Genomic DNA, 15,676 nt, shown 5'->3' with positions numbered 1-15,676 from the left:
CTCGGTCAGCCGGCGGCTTCTTCCGTGCGATCGGTGTCCCAGCGGGTGTGGAAGGTGCCGGGGCGGTCGGTGCGGCGGTAGGTGTGCGCGCCGAAGTAGTCGCGCTGGGCCTGGATCAACGCCGCGGGGAGCCTTGGTGTGCGCAGGGTGTCGTAGTGGGCGAGGGCGGCGGCGAAGGCAGGAACGGGGACGCCGTCGCGGGTGGCGTGGGCCACGACCAGGCGCCAGGGGAGCTGGGCTTCGCCGACTTCCCTTGCGAAGCCGGGGTCGGCGAGAAGGCCGGGCAGCGCGGGGTCGGCGGTGTAGGCGTCGCGGACGCGGTCGAGGAAGGTGGCGCGGATGATGCAGCCGGCACGCCATACCGCGGCGACGGCGGCGAGGTCGGTGTTCCAGCCGTAGGTGTTGCTGGCGGCGTGGATCTGGTGGAGGCCCTGGGTGTAGGAGATGACCTTGGAGGCGTACAGGGCCTGTTCGACCTGGTCGGTGAAGCGGGCCGCGTCGCGTGCGCCGAGGACGGTGCGGGAGGGGCCTGGCAGGGTGGCGCCGGTGGCGCGCAGGGCGGTGTGTCCGGACAGGGAGCGGGCGAAGACGGCCTGGGCGATGCCTGAGACGGGGACACCCAGGTCGAGGGCGGTCTGCACGGTCCACCGCCCGGTGCCCTTCTGTTCGGCGGCATCGGCGATGACGTCGACGAAGGGGAGACCGGTGTCGGCGTCGTGGTGGGCGAGGACCTCGGCGGTGATCTCGATGAGGTAGGAGTTCAGGCGGCCGGTGTTCCACCGGCGGAAGACCTCGGCGATCCGGGCGGGCTCCCAGCCGGTGGAGTGCCGCAGCAGGTGGTAGGCCTCGGCGATGAGTTGCATGTCGGCGTACTCGATGCCGTTGTGGACCATCTTGACGAAGTGGCCGGCGCCGTCGGGGCCGAGGTGGGCGACGGCTGGGGTGCCGTCGGGGGTGGTGGCGGCGATGTCGGTCAGGAGGGGGGCCAGGAGCCGGTAGGCCTCCCGGGAGCCGCCGGGCATGATGCTGGGGCCGTTCAGGGCGCCGTCCTCGCCGCCGGAGATGCCGGTGCCCAGGAAGTGGATGCCGCGCTCGTGCAGGGCGGCCTCGCGGCGGCGGGTGTCGGCGAAGTGGGCGTTGCCGCCGTCGACGATGACGTCACCGGGATCGAGCAGCGACGCGTACTCGGCGATCACGTCGTCGGTGGGCTTGCCGGCCTGCACCATGACGATCAGGCGGCGGGGCCGCTGCAGCGCGGCGACCATCTCCTTGGCGGAATCCGCCGCGATGAAGGTGCCCTCGTGACCGAAGTCGGTGAGCAGGGCCCGGGTGCGGGCGCGGGTGCGGTTGTGGACGGCGACGGTGTAGCCGCGCCGGGCCAGGTTGCGGGCGAGGTTGCGGCCCATCACGGCGAGGCCGGTGACGCCGATCTGTGCGGTGGGGAACACGGTTCTTCCTTCGGGTTTCTGACGGGCTGTCTGCGGTGCGACTCGTGTGGTCGTCTCTGGTAGGGCAGGCCACCGCCGGCTCAGGCCGGCTGCCGGCGGTGGCCACGACGCCGACCCCTGTGTCGTTCCGGTGACTTCAGGCTGCGGCTTGCCGCGGCGGAAGGAAGGCACCGGCGGTCTCCGGGTCGGGCCACGGCGTGACGGTCTCCCCGGCGACGAGCCAGCCGTAGGCACCGCCCCGCTTCAGGCGCAGCTCGTAGAGGAAGGGGGCGGCGGTGTCGCTCATGCGACGGTAGAGGAGCGCGGTCGCGTACTCGCCCTGGTCCTCGGTGTGCAGGACCTCGTACTCGGTGGACAGGGGCGCCTCACCTGCCTGTCCCCGGGCGGCGAACTCCGCGAAGACCTCCTTGCGGGGAGCTGCCGCGATGGCTCCTTCCCGGGTCGGGAAGAGGATCGCCATGTCGTCGGTGTAGAGCTTCTCCATGGCGTCCATGCGGTAGTTGCTGCCGTCGTGCACGACGCGGGAGATGAACTCCTGCATCTCAGTGGTGATGGCACTCATGGCTTTTCTCCTTCTGCTGGGTGTTGAGGTACGCCGGCGGTCAGTCCGGTCGAGGGCCGACCGGCGGCGGCATTTTTTGTGGATGGCAGGGCGAGGATTCACTCGGACTCTGGCCGACACCTGCATCTGGCCCTGCGTGTACGCCGGGAAATGATCGTTCGACGTATGCCGAACAACCTAACACGGCCGACTTCACCCTGAACGTTGCGACCGACGTGACGGCGCTCTCATTGCACGTGCACACGGTGTCACTCATGCGTCGGAACAAAGTCCGTGAGCTATGCCACCTTCGCGACCTCCCCGGTCGGCGAATGGCCGGTGTACCGTCGCAAGCGAAGTTCGATGACCGGCGAACGTGGCGTACGCCCCGCCTGTTGTCGTGCGCGAAAGGGCCCCCACCCGCCATTGAGCGGCGTGACACTGTGCCCACACGAAATCAACGCAACATTGGCACCGCATGGCAGGGGCGCTGTTTTCCTGCGCGAAATGGGCCGCCGAACTTCCCTCAGGCCCACGTCAGGTATGTCCCGCGGTATCGAAATGACCGACTGGAGTGAGTAACGCATGGCGAGTCAAACGAGCAATCTCAGCCGTCGACGGTTGCTGTACGCCATGGGGGCGCTGGGCGCGGGCTCTGCCGCGGCGGCGATGACGTCCGGAGTCGCCGAGGCCGTCACGGGAACGGGCGCCACCACTGGTGGCCTGTCCGCGCCACTTCCGGGCAACGGGGCGGTCATGCCCATGAGGCTTCACGTGCCTGAGCGCATGCTGGACGATCTGCGGCGACGCCTGGCCATGACCCGGTGGCCGACCGAAGAACTCGTGGACGACTGGTCCCAGGGGGCTCCGCTGTGGCGGGTCAAGCGACTCGTGGATCACTGGCAGCGACACTACGACTGGCGCAGGGTGGAGGCGCTGCTCAACGGATTCGGGCAGTACCGCACCATGATCGACGGCGTGAGCATCCATTTCCTGCATGCCAGGTCACCGCACCGCGACGCCATGCCCATCATGCTCACCCACGGCTGGCCGGGCTCGATCCTGGAATTCCGCAAGGTGATCCGGCGCCTGACCCACCCGACCGAGTTCGGTGGATCCGCGCGTGACGCATTCCACGTGGTCACACCGTCCCTCCCGGGATTCGGCTTCTCCGATCAGCCGGACGCCGTGGGATGGGGGCGCGTGAGGACGGCGAAGGCCTGGGCGAAGATCATGCCTCGCCTCGGGTACGACCACTACCTCTCCCAGGGAGGGGACTGGGGAGCTGCCGTGAATGTGCAGCTGGGTGTCCTGCGTCCCAAGGGGTTGCTGGGCATCCACCTGAATTTCCCGCAGATCGTTCCCCCTGATCTCGACCCCAAGCGCCTCACTCCGGAGGAGCGGGTCGCGATGAACCAACTGAACGCACAACAGCAGAACGAGATCGGCTACCAGCTCCAGATGATGACCAGGCCCCAGACCGTGTCCTATTCCCTGGCGGACTCCCCGGTCGGGCAGGCCGCCTGGATCTACGAGAAATTCGGGGTCTGGACGGACAGCGACAAGAACCCCGAGTCGGTCCTCAGCCTGGACGAGATGCTGGACGACATCACTCTGTACTGGCTGACGAATACGGCGGAGTCCGCCGCGCGCTTCTACTGGGAGAACTCCGACATCACCATGAACGCGGTCAAGATCGACGTGCCCATGGGTGTGACACTGTTCCCCAAGGAGTTCTACACGCCGCCCCGCGCATGGGCCGAGAAGGCGTTCCCCAACCTCGTCTACTGGAATCGGGCAAGCAGGGGCGGCCACTTCGCGGCGTTCGAGCAGCCGAAGATCTTCGCGGAGGAGGTGCGCCGATTCGGCCGGCTCTTCCGCTGACATCCTGCTGCGCCACAGGCGGCCCACTGCCGAACACGGTGGGCCGCTTGCGTTTCTCCGGTTTGGCACGGCGTCGCCCGGCAGTCACCGAGAGCGACCTGCGGCGCGTGTCATGCCTCACCTTTCCCACCAAAGCGTTTCACACGCGTGTACCTTGTTCGTAGTTCGCCGAACATCGAACAAAGGAGAGAGTCCATGACCACCACTTCCCAGCTGCCCTTCTCCGGTCACGTTGCCATCGTCACCGGCGCGGGATCCGGCATCGGCCGTGCGACGGCACACGCTTTGGCGCAGGCCGGGGCGAACGTGCTCGGTGTCGGCCGCCGGATGGATGCCCTCGAGGAGACAGCCAAGGCCCACCCGAACATCGAAGCCCTGTCCGTGAACCTCGTCGACGACGGTGCGCCCGCGCAGGTCGTCAACACCGCCGTGGCACGTTGGGGACGGCTCGACCTGCTGGTGAACAACGCGGGCGCCACGGCCGTCATGCCCCTGGCCGAGGCGGACAAGCAGGTCATCACCGACCTGTTCGCCCTCAACGTGGTGGCCCCGAGCCTGCTCGCGCACGAGGCCCTGCCCCATCTGCGCACCTCCTCCGGCAGCATCGTCAACGTGTCGAGCACCTACGGACACCGCCCCATGTCCGGCGGATCCCACTACGCGGCCACCAAGGCCGCGATCGAGCAGATGACCCGCAGCTGGGCCCTCGAACTCGCGGCGGAGGGCATCCGCGTCAACTCCGTCGCTCCCGGCCCCACCCGGACCGACGTCATGGTCGCCGCAGGCCTGTCCCCCGAGGCGATCAACGACATGTACGCGTACGAGCGCGACCGCATCCCCACGCACCGCATCGGGGACGTCGAGGACATCGCCCACTGGATCCTGCGCATGGCCGAGCCGGCCGGACGCCAGGCCACCGGGCAGGTCGTCACCGTCGACGGTGGCCTGGAACTCATCTGAGGTCACCGCCGTCACAGCCTGAGCGTCTGCCCGGTCTCCGCGGGCGCCAGGTGCGGGAGCTGCCGGGAACGGTTGGGGCCGCCGATGCGCCGCCGTTAGGGTGTCAGTAAGGCGTCAAGAAAAGGCGCCCGGTGTGCCGGGAAGTCTGGTCGGCGTTGTGAGGGGCCTTGTGCCCGTTGCCGTCGACGCCCCGGAGGTTCGCCCATATGGCCACCGCCCCCCGTTCCCGCCCCCCGTTCCTCGGCGTGCTCCCGTGGCCGGAGCGGCGGGCCGTCGCCCGGGCGCTGCGGACGGAGACGGTCGGCGGCCTGGTCCTGCTGGCCGCGGCGGTGGTGGCCCTGGTGTGGGCGAACAGTCCGTTCAGCGGCGCGTACGAGGCGGTACGCGACTTCCACTTCGGCATCCCCGCGCTGGGGCTGGACCTGTCGGTGGGGCACTGGACGGCGGACGGACTCCTGGCGGTGTTCTTCCTGGTCGCCGGGATCGAGCTGAAGCGTGAACTCGTCGTCGGCGAACTGCGCACCCCTGCCACCGCCGCGCTGCCGGTCATCGCGGCCGTGTGCGGCATGGTGGTGCCCGCCGGGACGTACGCCGTGGTCGCGGCGCTCGGGGGCGGCAGTCCGAGCGGCTGGGCGGTGCCGATGGCCACCGACATCGCCTTCGCGCTGGCGGTCCTGGCCGTCGTCTCCACCCACCTCCCAGCGGCCCTGAGGGCCTTCCTCCTCACCCTCGCGGTGGTCGACGACCTGGGCGCGATCCTGGTCATCGCGGTGTTCTTCACCGCCGACCTCAACCTCTGGGCGCTGCTCGGCGCGGCGGCCGGGCTCGCGGTGTTCTACGCGCTGCAGCGGCTGCGGGTCACGGGCTGGTGGTGGTACGTGCCGCTCGGTGTGGTGATCTGGGCGCTGATGTACAACAGCGGCGTGCACGCCACCGTGGCGGGGGTGGCCATGGGCCTGATCCTGCGGACCACCCGCGACGAGGACGAGGTGACCTCGCCCGCCGAGCGCACCGGCTACCTGCTGCACCCCTTGTCCGCCGGTGTCGTCGTCCCGCTGTTCGCCCTCTTCGCCGCCGGGGTCGGCGTCTCCGCGGGTGCCCTGGGGGAGGTGTTCACCAGGCCCGAGCCGCTCGGTGTCGTCGTGGGCCTGGTGCTGGGCAAGATCGCCGGCATCTTCGCCGGAACCTACCTTGCCGCCCGTTTCACGCGGGCCCGGTTGAATCCGGACCTCGCCTGGGCCGACGTGTTCGGCCTCGCCACCCTGGGTGGCATCGGCTTCACCGTGGCCCTGCTGATCGGCGAGCTCGCCTTCCCCGCGACCGCGCAAAGTGAGCACGTCAAGGCCGCGGTCCTGGTGGCCTCGGTGATCTCGGCCTGCATGGCCTCGCTGCTCCTGCACCGCCGCAACCGGCTGTACCGGCGGCTGTGCGCCGAGGAGGACGTCGACGCCGACGGGGACGGCATCCCCGACATCTACCAGCGTGGCGGCGCGAGCCCGGCGACAGCCGAACAGGCGGACTGATCCCGCGTTCGTCCGGGCGGCGTATCCCCGCTGGCACGCGGACGCCGTCCTGCCGAGGCTGGCAGAGGGTTCATCCCGTGTGGGCGTGATGACGGTACCGGTCTCGAAGGAGAACACGATGTCCGCCGATTCCGCGCTGAAGGGCCCCGAGTCGGCGATCGTCGCCGCCAACCAGGCCGCACGAAGCCTTCTGCCGTTCGAGGACAACCGCGACCTGGGCGACGCCGGCCGTGGTTTCCTCGGCACCGTCGGGCAGCGGGAGATCACGGACCGCGACGGTCGCACGGTGTGGTCCCTGGACGCGTACGGCTTCCTCGACGCCGACTGCCCGGACACCGCGCACCCGAGCCTGTGGCGGCAGAGCGCTCTCGTCGCCCGGCACGGGCTGTTCGAGGTGGCCGAGGGCATCTACCAGGTACGAGGCTTCGACCTGTCCAACATGACGGTCGTCGAGGGCGAGCGGGGCATCCTGGTCATCGACCCCCTCCTGTCCGTCGAGACCGCCGCGGCCGCCCTGGCCCTGTACCGGCACCACCGCGGCGACCGCCCCGTCAGCGGCGTGCTCTACACCCACAGCCACGCCGACCACTTCGGCGGCGTCAAGGGCGTCGTGACCGCAGAAGAGGCCGGAGCCGGACTGCCCGTCATCGCCCCCCAGGGTTTCCTGACCCACGCCGTCAGCGAGAACGTGTACGCGGGCACGGCGATGGCGCGCCGCGCCGCCTACATGTACGGCGCCGCACTGCCCAAGGGGACGCAGGGTCAGATCGGGGCAGGTCTGGGGCAGACGACCTCCACGGGCACGGTCAGCCTCATCCCGCCCAGCGTCGAGATCATGCGCACCGGCCAGACGCACACCGTCGACGGCATCCGCATGGTCTTCCAGCTCACCCCCGAGACCGAGGCGCCGGCCGAGCTGAACATCCACTTCCCCGGCCGGGCGGCGCTCTGCATGGCCGAGAACGCCACCCACAACCTCCACAACCTGCTCACCCTGCGCGGCGCCGAGGTCCGGGACCCGCGCGTCTGGGCGCAGTACCTCACCCAGACCATCCAGCTCTTCGGCGCCTCCTCCGACGTCGCCTTCGCCTCGCACCACTGGCCGACCTGGGGCCGCGCACGGGTGCTGACGTTCCTGTCCGACCAACGCGACCTGTACGCGTACCTGCACGACCAGACCCTGCGCCTGATCAACCAGGGACTCACGGCCCTGGAGATCGCCGAACGGATGCACCTGCCGCCGGCCCTGGAACACGTCTGGCACACCCACGGCTACTACGGCTCCGTCAGCCACAACGTCAAGGCGATCTACCAGCGGTACCTGGGCTGGTTCGACGGCAACCCCGCCCACCTGTGGGAACACCCGCCCACCGAGGCCGCCACCCGCTACGTGGAGTTCATGGGAGGCGCCGACGAGGTCCTGCGGCGCGCCCGCCGGTCCTACGCGGACGGCGACTTCCGCTGGGTGGCCCAGGTCGTCAACCACGTGCTGTTCGCCGACCCCGGAAACACCGAAGCGCGGGAGCTGCAGGCGGACGCCCTCACCCAGCTCGGCTACGGCAGCGAGAACGGGACGTGGCGCAACTTCTTCCTCACCGGCGCCCTCGAACTGCGCCACGGCCCGGTCGGCACGCCCACCGTCACCGCGTCGCCCGACGTGATCTCCGCGCTCTCCCTCGACCAGCTCTTCGACTCCCTCGCCATCCGCGTCGACGGCCCCGCCGGCTGGGACGCGGACATCACCATCCGCTGGAACGTCCACGGCTCGGAGCCGATCACCTGGCGCCTGCACAACGGCGTGCTCACCCACGTGCCGGGCGAGGGCCCCGCCGCCACCGAACCCGACCTGGCGGTCACCCTCCCCGAAGCCGATCTGCGGGCCGTCCTCCTGGGAACCCTGCCGGCAGCCGACCTGGCGGCCCGAGCCGGCATCCAGGTGTCGGGCGACCCCGGCAAGCTCGCCGAACTCATGGCGCACCTCGTCGAACCCGACCCGGACTTCGCGATCGTCACTCCGTAGACGCCCCCCGGCTGCACGGGACCGGTCGGGTCCTACCCGCTGAGAGCGTCCACGAGGAAGAGGAACCCGTTCAGGCCGAGTACGACGATGGCAACGAATCCCACGACCACCAAGGAGCAGCCACCGGCGATCGCGACCATGACCCAGGCGCGGCCGACGGCACGGCGGTATGCGGTGTCATCGTCCCACTCGTGATCCACCCTCGCACCCCTCGTCGAGGCACCGTACACCGCGGCTGCTGCGGCGAACGCGGGTGCGCGCGGCGGCCTCGGGCCTCCGGCCGGGTCGGGGCGAGCTGGGCCGGGGCAGGCACCGCGGGGGTTCCAGGCGGTGCCGGTTAGGCTGAGGCGTGTCCCTCATCGGCCGTGACCAGGAGCTTTCCGCGATCGGGGCCCTCCTCGACCGGCTGCGTGCCGGCGTCGGCGAACGCCTGGTCGTCACCGGGCCGCCGGGGGCGGGCAAGACCGCGCTGCTGGCCGCCGCGGCGGAACTGGCCGTCGAGCGCGGCATCCGGGTCGAGCACACCGGGGACCGCACGCTCCCCGCGTCCGCCGTCCCGCCGCTGGCGGAGCCCGTTCTGCTGCTGGCCGACGAGGGCACGGCCGAGGACCTGCCCGGGTCCGGCGCGCCCCCGGGACCGCGCGCACTGCTGGTCGCCGCCCGTGAGTACTCCGGGGACGGGACCGAGTTGAGGCTGGGCGGACTGTCGGGCGCGCGGTTCGCCGCGCTCGTGCCCGGGCTGCCGCCCGACGCCGTCCACGCCCTGTGGCTGGTCTCCGGCGGGCTGCCCGGTCCCGCGCTCTCCCTGGCCGAAGGGCTGAAGGGCCTGCCCGGGGACGCCGACCCGGCCGTGCACCTCGCGCTGGTCGCCCCGTCGCGGGCCCAGTTCCTCGAACTCGACCTCGGACTCGTCCGGTTGCTGGAGGAGGCCGCCGGGCGACCGGTCGCCCCTGCGGTCCGCGCCCGGGTGCTGGCCCGGCTCGCGCGCGAGCTGCTGGCCGACACCACGGCCCTGGCGCGCCGTCGTGACCTGGCGGACACGGCGCTCGGCCTGGCCCGCGCATCCGGCGACCCGGGCACGGTCGCCGAGGTCCTCGACAGCCGGCTGCACGCGCTGTGGGACCCGGCCGCCACCGCCGAACGCCTGGCCACCGCCGGGGAGATCGTCGCTCAGGCCCGCCGGGCGGGGGACGCGGCGGCCGAGTGCCGCGGCCTGTTCTGGCGCTTCGTGGCGTACACCGAGACCGGGGACCTGACGGCCGCCGAGGCCGCGCTCGCCGTGTACGTCGGCGCCGCGGAACAGGCCGGCCACACCGACGCCCACGTGGTGGCGCTCGCCCGGCGGGCGATGCTCGCCACGGCCCGGGGCCGGTTCGAGGAGGCCGGGGAACTCGCGGACCGGATCGTCGTCGCCGGGCACAAGGCGAGGGTGAGCGACACCGAGCGGCTGGCCGGTTCGGTGCGCCACCAGCTGGCCGTCGTACGGGGCGGCGCCGAGACCCCGGTCGAGCCCTGGCAGCGGATGGCGCGCCGACTGCCCGGGCACTTCTTCGAGGCCACGGCGGCCCGGGCGATGCTGGAGTCGGGACGCGAGGTCGAGGCCGGTCTGGAACTGGAACGGCTGCTGCCGTCGGTGCTCGCGGGCACCGGCCCGCGGTGGATCGGCGCGCTGGCCGACCTCGCGGTCGTCGCCTCGCGGACCGGTGGCCCGGCGGCGGCCGCCGCACTGTACGACGCGCTGCTGCCCTACCAGGGACGGCTGGTGGTGTGGGGCGGCGCCAACACCGTCACCGGACCCGTCGACGACTACCTGGGGCGGCTGGCGGCGCGCCTGGACCGGCCGGACGCCGCCCTCGGCCACCTGGACGCGGCAGCCGAGCTGTCCCGTAGTACCGGCGCCCTCCCCTGGCTCGCGCGCACCCTGGCGGCACGCGCGGAGGTCCGCACCCGGCGCGACGGCCCAGAGGACCGGGAAAGGGCGGCGGAGGACGTGGCGCAGGCCCGGTCGATCGCGGAGCGGCTCGGCATGGACGGTCTCCTTTCCACCCTCCGCGCAGCCGGTCCGCCGGACGGCCGGTGGCGCTGGGTGCTCGACGGGCGTGACTGGCGACTGGAGGCCGGCGGCGAGACGGCCCGGGTGCCCGACGGGCGCGGACCCCGTTACCTGCGCACGCTGCTGGCGTCGCCCGGCCAGGAGATCCCCGCGCTCGATCTCGTGGCGGGCGGCTCCGGGCTCGCGGCCCCGGCGGCCGACCCGTTGCTGGACGACACGGCACGCGCCTCCTACCGCCGACGGCTCGCCGTGCTCGACGACCGGCTCGACGCCGCCGACCGGGCCGGTGACGTGGACGCCGCCGCGGCCGTGCAGGCCGAGCGCCGGGCGCTCCTCGCGGAACTCCGGCGCGCGACCGGCCTCGGCGGCCGCCCCCGTGCCCACGGCGACGCGGCGGAACGGGCCCGGGTCGGCGCTACACGGGCGCTGTGGGGGACCGTCCGGCGCATCGAGGCCGCCGCGCCGCTCGCCGGCGCCCATCTGCGGGCGTCCCTGCGCACGGGCCGCCTCATGCGCTACCAGCCGGGCCCCGGCGGCCCCGGGCGCTGGCAGGTGTGACGCCGGTCACGAACGGATCGTTCCCCGCGGGGTTACGCCTCCTGTTGTGCACGGCACGCACCACAGGAAGGACACACCACATGAGCACCGGCGAAGCGCCTCTGACGTACGCGGGTCTGCGGGCGGAGCACCGCGGCGAGCCGGACGGCCGACCGCCGCTCGTCCTGCTGCACGGCCTGAGTTACGACCGTCACCGGTGGGGCCCGCTCCTGCGGGAGCTGGAGATCGCCGACCCGGGGCGGAGCGTCCTCGCCGTCGACCTGCCGGGACACGGGCAGTCGCCGCCGCTGGACCGGCACGGGCTGGACGACGTCGCCGCCGTGGTGCACCAGGCGGTCACCGAGGCGGGCCTGACCCGGCCGGTCGTGGTGGGGCACTCCATCGGCGGTGCCATCGCCACCGCCTACGCCGCGACCCATCCGGTGCGGGGCGTGGTCAACATCGACCAGCCGCTGCGCGTCGGCGGCTTCGCCGACCTGCTGCAGCACAACGCGGACGTGCTGCGCGGCCCGGACCACGGCACGATCTGGACCGGCCTGCTCGGCCGCATGGGCATCGACGGCCTGCCGCCGGAGGCCCGCGCCCTCGCCCGGCCCGACGCGCCGCCCGCGCGTGAACTGCTGCTGGCCTACTGGGACGAGTTGCTGACCACCCCGCCCGCGCTGCTGGAGGAGCGGAACGCCGCCCGCCTGGAACGCATCGCGTCCCGGGACACGCCGTACCACTACGTCACCGGCGCCGAACCCGACCCGGACCACCTCAGCTGGCTCCGCAAGGCCCTGCCCGGCGTCACGGTCACCGTCCTCCCCGGCAGCGGCCATTTCCCGCACCTCGCCCACCCTGCGGAGGTCGCCCGGCTCCTGAGGTGAGGGCGGTGTGCGCCGCTCACCGAAGGCGCAGGTCAGCCGGGCATCCGGCGCCGCGCGAAGACCATGCCTGGCGGACCTGCTGGGGGCGCATCATGCTTTAAGTAACACATGGCCCCTAACCGTGTCGGATACCGACAGGGAGGCGATGGTCCGATGGCGAAGCTGCTCTTCGTTCTGACCGGGGCGTCGTACTGGACGCTCAAGGACGGCACCAGGCACGCGACGGGTTACTGGGCCGAGGAGTTCGCGGCCCCGTACAAGGCGCTCAGCGAGGCCGGCCACGAGATCACGGTCGCCACTCCGGGCGCGGTGATCCCGACCGTGGACATGATGAGCCTGCGTCCCGACATGGCCGGCAGCGCGCAGATCGCCCTCGACCTGGAGGAGATCATCCGCTCCGCGGAGGTGATGCGGCGGCCCATCCACCTGGCGAACGCCCGCGTGGAGGACTACGACGCCGTCTACTTCCCGGGCGGCCACGGGCCCATGGAGGACCTGTCCGCCGACCCCGACGCCGGCCGGCTGCTGACCGCGGCGCTCGCCTCCGGCAAGCCCCTCGCGGTCGTCTGCCACGCCCCCGCGGCGATGCTGGCGACCAGGATCCACGGGAAGTCCCCGTTCGCGGGCTACCGGGTCACGGCGTTCACCAATGAGGAGGAGGACGCGGTCGGCCTCGCCAAGCGCGCGCGGTGGCTGGTGGAGTCCGAACTCATCGACATGGGCGTCGAGTTCACCAAGGGCGAGATGTGGAAGCCCTACACGGTGGTGGACCGGAACCTGTTCACGGGCCAGAACCCCGCCTCCGCGGCCGTCCTGGCGGAACGCCTGCTCAAGGCGCTCTAGCGGGTGCATGCCCGGCCCCTGTCGGGGCCCTTCTGATGTGGCGGAGCCCAACGGGGCCCGGACCGGTGATCGTTGCCGGTCCGGGCCCCGTGGTCCGGGAGTGCCGGTCCCTCGCCCGCGAAGTATGGAAGGCGACCGGTCGTCTGGAGCCGGGTCGCCGTGGAGCGGTCGGCGGACACGCCTTCGCCGCCCTGCCGCCATCCCGTGGCCGCCGCCCCGTCACTGGAGGCGCAGGCTCTCCCCGTAGATTCGACCTGCGAGTGCGCTGCGAGCGGACGAACATCAACACCCTTCAAGCGGGCCTCCTCGATGCGACACGGAGGCTTGCGGCATGGAAAGGCTTCACCTGTGGCTGAGCTGTTCTACGACGACGATGCGGACCTGTCCGTCATCCAGGGCCGCAGGGTCGCGGTCATCGGCTACGGGAGCCAGGGGCACGCGCACGCGCTGTCGCTGCGCGACTCGGGTGTGGACGTGCGGGTCGGCCTGCACGAGGGTTCCAAGTCCAAGGCGAAGGCCGAGGAGCAGGGCCTGCGCGTGGTGACGCCCGCGGAGGCCGCGGCCGAGGCGGACGTCATCATGATCCTGGTTCCGGACCCGATCGAGGCGCGGGTGTACGAGGAGTCCGTCAGGGACAACCTGAAGGACGGCGACGCGCTGTTCTTCGGTCACGGCCTGAACATCCGTTACGGCTTCATCAAGCCCCCGGCCGGTGTCGACGTGTGCATGGTGGCGCCCAAGGGCCCGGGTCACCTGGTGCGCCGTCAGTACGAGGAGGGGCGCGGCGTGCCGTGCATCGCGGCCGTGGAGCAGGACGCGACCGGCAACGGCTTCGCGCTGGCGCTGTCCTACGCCAAGGCGATCGGCGGCACCCGCGCGGGTGTCATCAAGACGACGTTCACCGAGGAGACCGAGACCGACCTGTTCGGTGAGCAGGCGGTGCTGTGCGGTGGTACGGCGGCGCTGGTCAAGGCCGGTTTCGAGACGCTGACCGAGGCCGGTTACCAGCCGGAGATCGCGTACTTCGAGTGCCTGCACGAGCTGAAGCTCATCGTGGACCTGATGTACGAGGGCGGCCTGGAGAAGATGCGCTGGTCGATCTCGGAGACCGCCGAGTGGGGTGACTACGTCACCGGTCCGCGCATCATCACCGACGCCACCAAGGCCGAGATGAAGAAGATCCTCGGTGAGATCCAGGACGGCTCGTTCGCCAACAACTGGATCGCCGAGTACAACGCCGGCCTGCCCCGGTACAACGAGTACAAGAAGGCCGACGAGAACCACCTGCTGGAGACCACAGGCAAGAAGCTCCGCAAGCTCATGAGCTGGGTCGAGAACGGTGACTGACCCCTCCCGGCGGATCCCCGCGCCGTCCGACCGGCGCGGGGATCCGCGCTTCGCCCTGCTCCTCCTCGACAGCTACCGACGTCTGGTGGGTGTCCACCTGTGCCCGCCGGTGTGGGCATCGGACGCCGAGGCGGCCCAGTGGCTCTACGAGGAGGCGCCCTTCGGGCTGCTGGCGCACGACGTGTCGGCCGACCCGCTGTTCGTCTACGCCAACCGCACCGCGCAGCGGTCCTTCGGCTACACCTGGGAGGAGTTCATCGGCCTCCCGTCGCGCCGGTCGGCCGCGCCGGACGCGCAGCAGGACCGGGACGCGCTGCTCGCATCGGTGGACGAACGCGGCTACGCCGACGGGTACCAGGGTCTGCGGCAGCACAAGGACGGCCGGATATTCCGGATCGAGGACGTCTGCATGTGGAACCTCGAGGACTCCGACGGAACCCACCACGGTCAGGCCGCCGTGTTCCGTCCGGCGGTCGGGCCTGGACCGTCCGCGGACTAGGCCACGTGTGACGGCGGCAACTGTGCCCATCGGGACGTCCCGATGGGCACAGCCCGCTCTGCTTGCGTACGTCGCCCTCCGGGCGTCAGGACTGGCTGTACCGCAGGTGCCGCCGCTCGGCCAGCTCGTCCGCGCCGACCACGGTCAGCACGGGGGTGCCGGGAGGCGCGAACATGGTCACCACCAGCTGGGACTGTGCGTCCTGGAGGTTGTTGGCGCCCTGGTAGTGGATGACGTCGCCGCCGGGCTCGAACAGGGCGTCGCCGGCCTTGAGCACCCGGGGCGGCTGGCCTTCGAGCTCGAAGAGGATCTCGCCCTGGGTGACGTAGCCGAAGAGCGGCCCGGGGTGCCGGTGCGGCGGGGCGCCGGCGTCGCCGGGCTGCAGGGTGACCCGGATGGTCCTGGCCTCGGAGCCCTGCGGGATCCGCGGCTGCGCATCCGGCAGGGTCGCGATCACCTCGACGCCCGGGGGCAGGTGTGCGTGGTCTGCGCTCATGTGTTCCTCCAGCAACGTGGACTGTCCGCAGTGAGGACAAGACGGCGTCCCCGGCTGTGACAGGGACCCGGCGTCGATCCGCGGCGAGCGCGGGCGCGAAGGAACGTGCGATGCGCAGACGGTTGTGTCGCCTACTCCCAGAGCCAGCCCCGTTCGGCGAACCGGGCCATGAACTCCGTGATGGACGACGCCTGGTGGATGGCATCGGACCAGCCCTCGGCCGAGACGTCCACCATGTACAGCGAGGGATGCTGCTGCCGGCAGTCGTAGACCAGCAGTTCACGACTGCCGTCACCGCCGATGATCACCGCGCCGGGAAGACGCGCGGCGAGCTCCGCTGCCTCATTGAGGCCGATCAGGTCACCGGCCGGGAAGAGCAGCAGGAAGTCGTCCGCTGGAGGAAAGAACCGGGACACAGCTCCCTGAACTGCGAGGAAGGCGCGGCAATCCTCGGGCAACGCAACCCCGAGCACCCGCTCCACCTGCTCGATCTCGGCTGAGGCCGTGTCCACCGTCTGCCGCCTTCCTCGCGGCTGCCTGGAGCGGCCGCGGTGCGTGTGAGCAGGCAGGCTATCGGGACGGACTGGCACGACTCCCGAGCTGCTGGGACCAGTGGTCCTTCAGCCGGACACCTC

Annotated in this window: 14 protein-coding genes; 9 read left to right on the top strand and 5 right to left on the bottom strand. The window is 71.4% G+C overall.

Annotated features, from left to right (window positions below):
• Positions 1–5 precede the first annotated feature (5 nt).
• Positions 6–1,448 (bottom strand): NADP-dependent phosphogluconate dehydrogenase, encoded by a 1,443-nt coding sequence (gene gnd, locus AC1VWI_RS05765; RefSeq protein ID WP_499509835.1) that lies wholly within the window; start codon positions 1,446–1,448, stop codon positions 6–8.
• Between the two features lie 136 nt (positions 1,449–1,584).
• The gene (locus AC1VWI_RS05760; protein ID WP_499509834.1) at positions 1,585–2,010 is read right to left on the bottom strand and encodes a hypothetical protein; all 426 of its coding nucleotides are present in this window, start codon (positions 2,008–2,010) and stop codon (positions 1,585–1,587) included.
• 564 nt (positions 2,011–2,574) lie between these two features.
• Between AC1VWI_RS05760 and AC1VWI_RS05755 the strand changes: the two genes are divergently transcribed.
• The 4 genes from AC1VWI_RS05755 to AC1VWI_RS05740 all read left to right on the top strand — a co-directional run bounded on the left by AC1VWI_RS05755 (position 2,575) and on the right by AC1VWI_RS05740 (position 8,376).
• A complete protein-coding gene (locus AC1VWI_RS05755; RefSeq protein ID WP_499509833.1) occupies positions 2,575–3,873 on the top strand; it encodes an epoxide hydrolase family protein in 1,299 nt (432 codons plus the stop codon).
• Between the two features lie 195 nt (positions 3,874–4,068).
• Complete coding sequence (locus AC1VWI_RS05750) at positions 4,069–4,833, top strand: SDR family NAD(P)-dependent oxidoreductase (protein WP_499509832.1); 765 nt, start codon at positions 4,069–4,071, stop codon at positions 4,831–4,833.
• Positions 4,834–5,039: 206 nt separating this feature from the next.
• Complete coding sequence (nhaA, locus tag AC1VWI_RS05745; RefSeq protein WP_499509831.1) at positions 5,040–6,356, top strand: Na+/H+ antiporter NhaA; 1,317 nt, start codon at positions 5,040–5,042, stop codon at positions 6,354–6,356.
• A 118-nt stretch (positions 6,357–6,474) separates the two neighbouring features.
• Positions 6,475–8,376 (top strand): alkyl/aryl-sulfatase, encoded by a 1,902-nt coding sequence (locus AC1VWI_RS05740; RefSeq protein ID WP_499509830.1) that lies wholly within the window; start codon positions 6,475–6,477, stop codon positions 8,374–8,376.
• Between the two features lie 32 nt (positions 8,377–8,408).
• Here AC1VWI_RS05740 and AC1VWI_RS05735 read toward each other — a convergent pair whose 3' ends face one another.
• Positions 8,409–8,576, bottom strand: a complete 168-nt coding sequence (locus tag AC1VWI_RS05735) for a hypothetical protein (protein WP_499509829.1) — start codon at positions 8,574–8,576, stop codon at positions 8,409–8,411.
• 149 nt (positions 8,577–8,725) lie between these two features.
• On the opposite strand from AC1VWI_RS05735, the gene AC1VWI_RS05730 reads away from it, so the two are divergent.
• From AC1VWI_RS05730 to AC1VWI_RS05710, 5 genes are all read left to right on the top strand, one after another.
• Positions 8,726–10,987 (top strand): ATP-binding protein, encoded by a 2,262-nt coding sequence (locus AC1VWI_RS05730; protein ID WP_499509828.1) that lies wholly within the window; start codon positions 8,726–8,728, stop codon positions 10,985–10,987.
• Between the two features lie 80 nt (positions 10,988–11,067).
• Positions 11,068–11,856, top strand: a complete 789-nt coding sequence (locus tag AC1VWI_RS05725; RefSeq protein ID WP_499509827.1) for an alpha/beta fold hydrolase — start codon at positions 11,068–11,070, stop codon at positions 11,854–11,856.
• A 153-nt stretch (positions 11,857–12,009) separates the two neighbouring features.
• Entirely contained in the window at positions 12,010–12,699 is a 690-nt protein-coding gene (locus tag AC1VWI_RS05720) for a type 1 glutamine amidotransferase domain-containing protein (protein ID WP_499509826.1), read from the top strand.
• 348 nt (positions 12,700–13,047) lie between these two features.
• Positions 13,048–14,046 carry a ketol-acid reductoisomerase gene (gene ilvC / locus AC1VWI_RS05715; protein ID WP_499509825.1) on the top strand — a complete coding sequence of 333 codons (999 nt, stop codon included), beginning with the start codon at positions 13,048–13,050 and terminating at the stop codon, positions 14,044–14,046.
• Positions 14,039–14,545 carry an MEKHLA domain-containing protein gene (locus AC1VWI_RS05710; protein ID WP_499509824.1) on the top strand — a complete coding sequence of 169 codons (507 nt, stop codon included), beginning with the start codon at positions 14,039–14,041 and terminating at the stop codon, positions 14,543–14,545. The genes ilvC and AC1VWI_RS05710 overlap by 8 nt, the downstream gene beginning before the upstream one ends.
• A gap of 85 nt (positions 14,546–14,630) precedes the next feature.
• On the opposite strand, the gene AC1VWI_RS05705 is transcribed toward AC1VWI_RS05710, so the two are convergent.
• Together AC1VWI_RS05705 and AC1VWI_RS05700 are read right to left on the bottom strand one after the other, a co-directional pair.
• Positions 14,631–15,041: a cupin domain-containing protein gene (locus AC1VWI_RS05705; protein WP_499509823.1), complete on the bottom strand. Its 411-nt coding sequence runs from the start codon at positions 15,039–15,041 to the stop codon at positions 14,631–14,633.
• Between the two features lie 131 nt (positions 15,042–15,172).
• Positions 15,173–15,553 carry an SMI1/KNR4 family protein gene (locus AC1VWI_RS05700; RefSeq protein WP_499509822.1) on the bottom strand — a complete coding sequence of 127 codons (381 nt, stop codon included), beginning with the start codon at positions 15,551–15,553 and terminating at the stop codon, positions 15,173–15,175.
• Positions 15,554–15,676: the final 123 nt, after the last annotated feature.

Source organism: Streptomyces sp. TOM-9 (assembly GCF_056858595.1).
Note: the sequence above shows the minus strand (reverse complement) of the source record. Positions and strands in the feature narration are given on the sequence as shown.

What these genes read in the sequence shown, in the direction of transcription:
- nhaA (WP_499509831.1), top strand. Translation starts at nt 5,040, where the DNA reads ATGGCCACCGCCCCCCGTTCCCGCCCCCCGTTCCTCGGCGTGCTCCCG.
- AC1VWI_RS05740 (WP_499509830.1), top strand. Translation starts at nt 6,475, where the DNA reads ATGTCCGCCGATTCCGCGCTGAAGGGCCCCGAGTCGGCGATCGTCGCC.
- AC1VWI_RS05755 (WP_499509833.1), top strand. Translation starts at nt 2,575, where the DNA reads ATGGCGAGTCAAACGAGCAATCTCAGCCGTCGACGGTTGCTGTACGCC.
- AC1VWI_RS05705 (WP_499509823.1), bottom strand. Translation starts at nt 15,041, where the DNA reads ATGAGCGCAGACCACGCACACCTGCCCCCGGGCGTCGAGGTGATCGCG.
- AC1VWI_RS05750 (WP_499509832.1), top strand. Translation starts at nt 4,069, where the DNA reads ATGACCACCACTTCCCAGCTGCCCTTCTCCGGTCACGTTGCCATCGTC.
- AC1VWI_RS05720 (WP_499509826.1), top strand. Translation starts at nt 12,010, where the DNA reads ATGGCGAAGCTGCTCTTCGTTCTGACCGGGGCGTCGTACTGGACGCTC.
- AC1VWI_RS05760 (WP_499509834.1), bottom strand. Translation starts at nt 2,010, where the DNA reads ATGAGTGCCATCACCACTGAGATGCAGGAGTTCATCTCCCGCGTCGTG.
- AC1VWI_RS05725 (WP_499509827.1), top strand. Translation starts at nt 11,068, where the DNA reads ATGAGCACCGGCGAAGCGCCTCTGACGTACGCGGGTCTGCGGGCGGAG.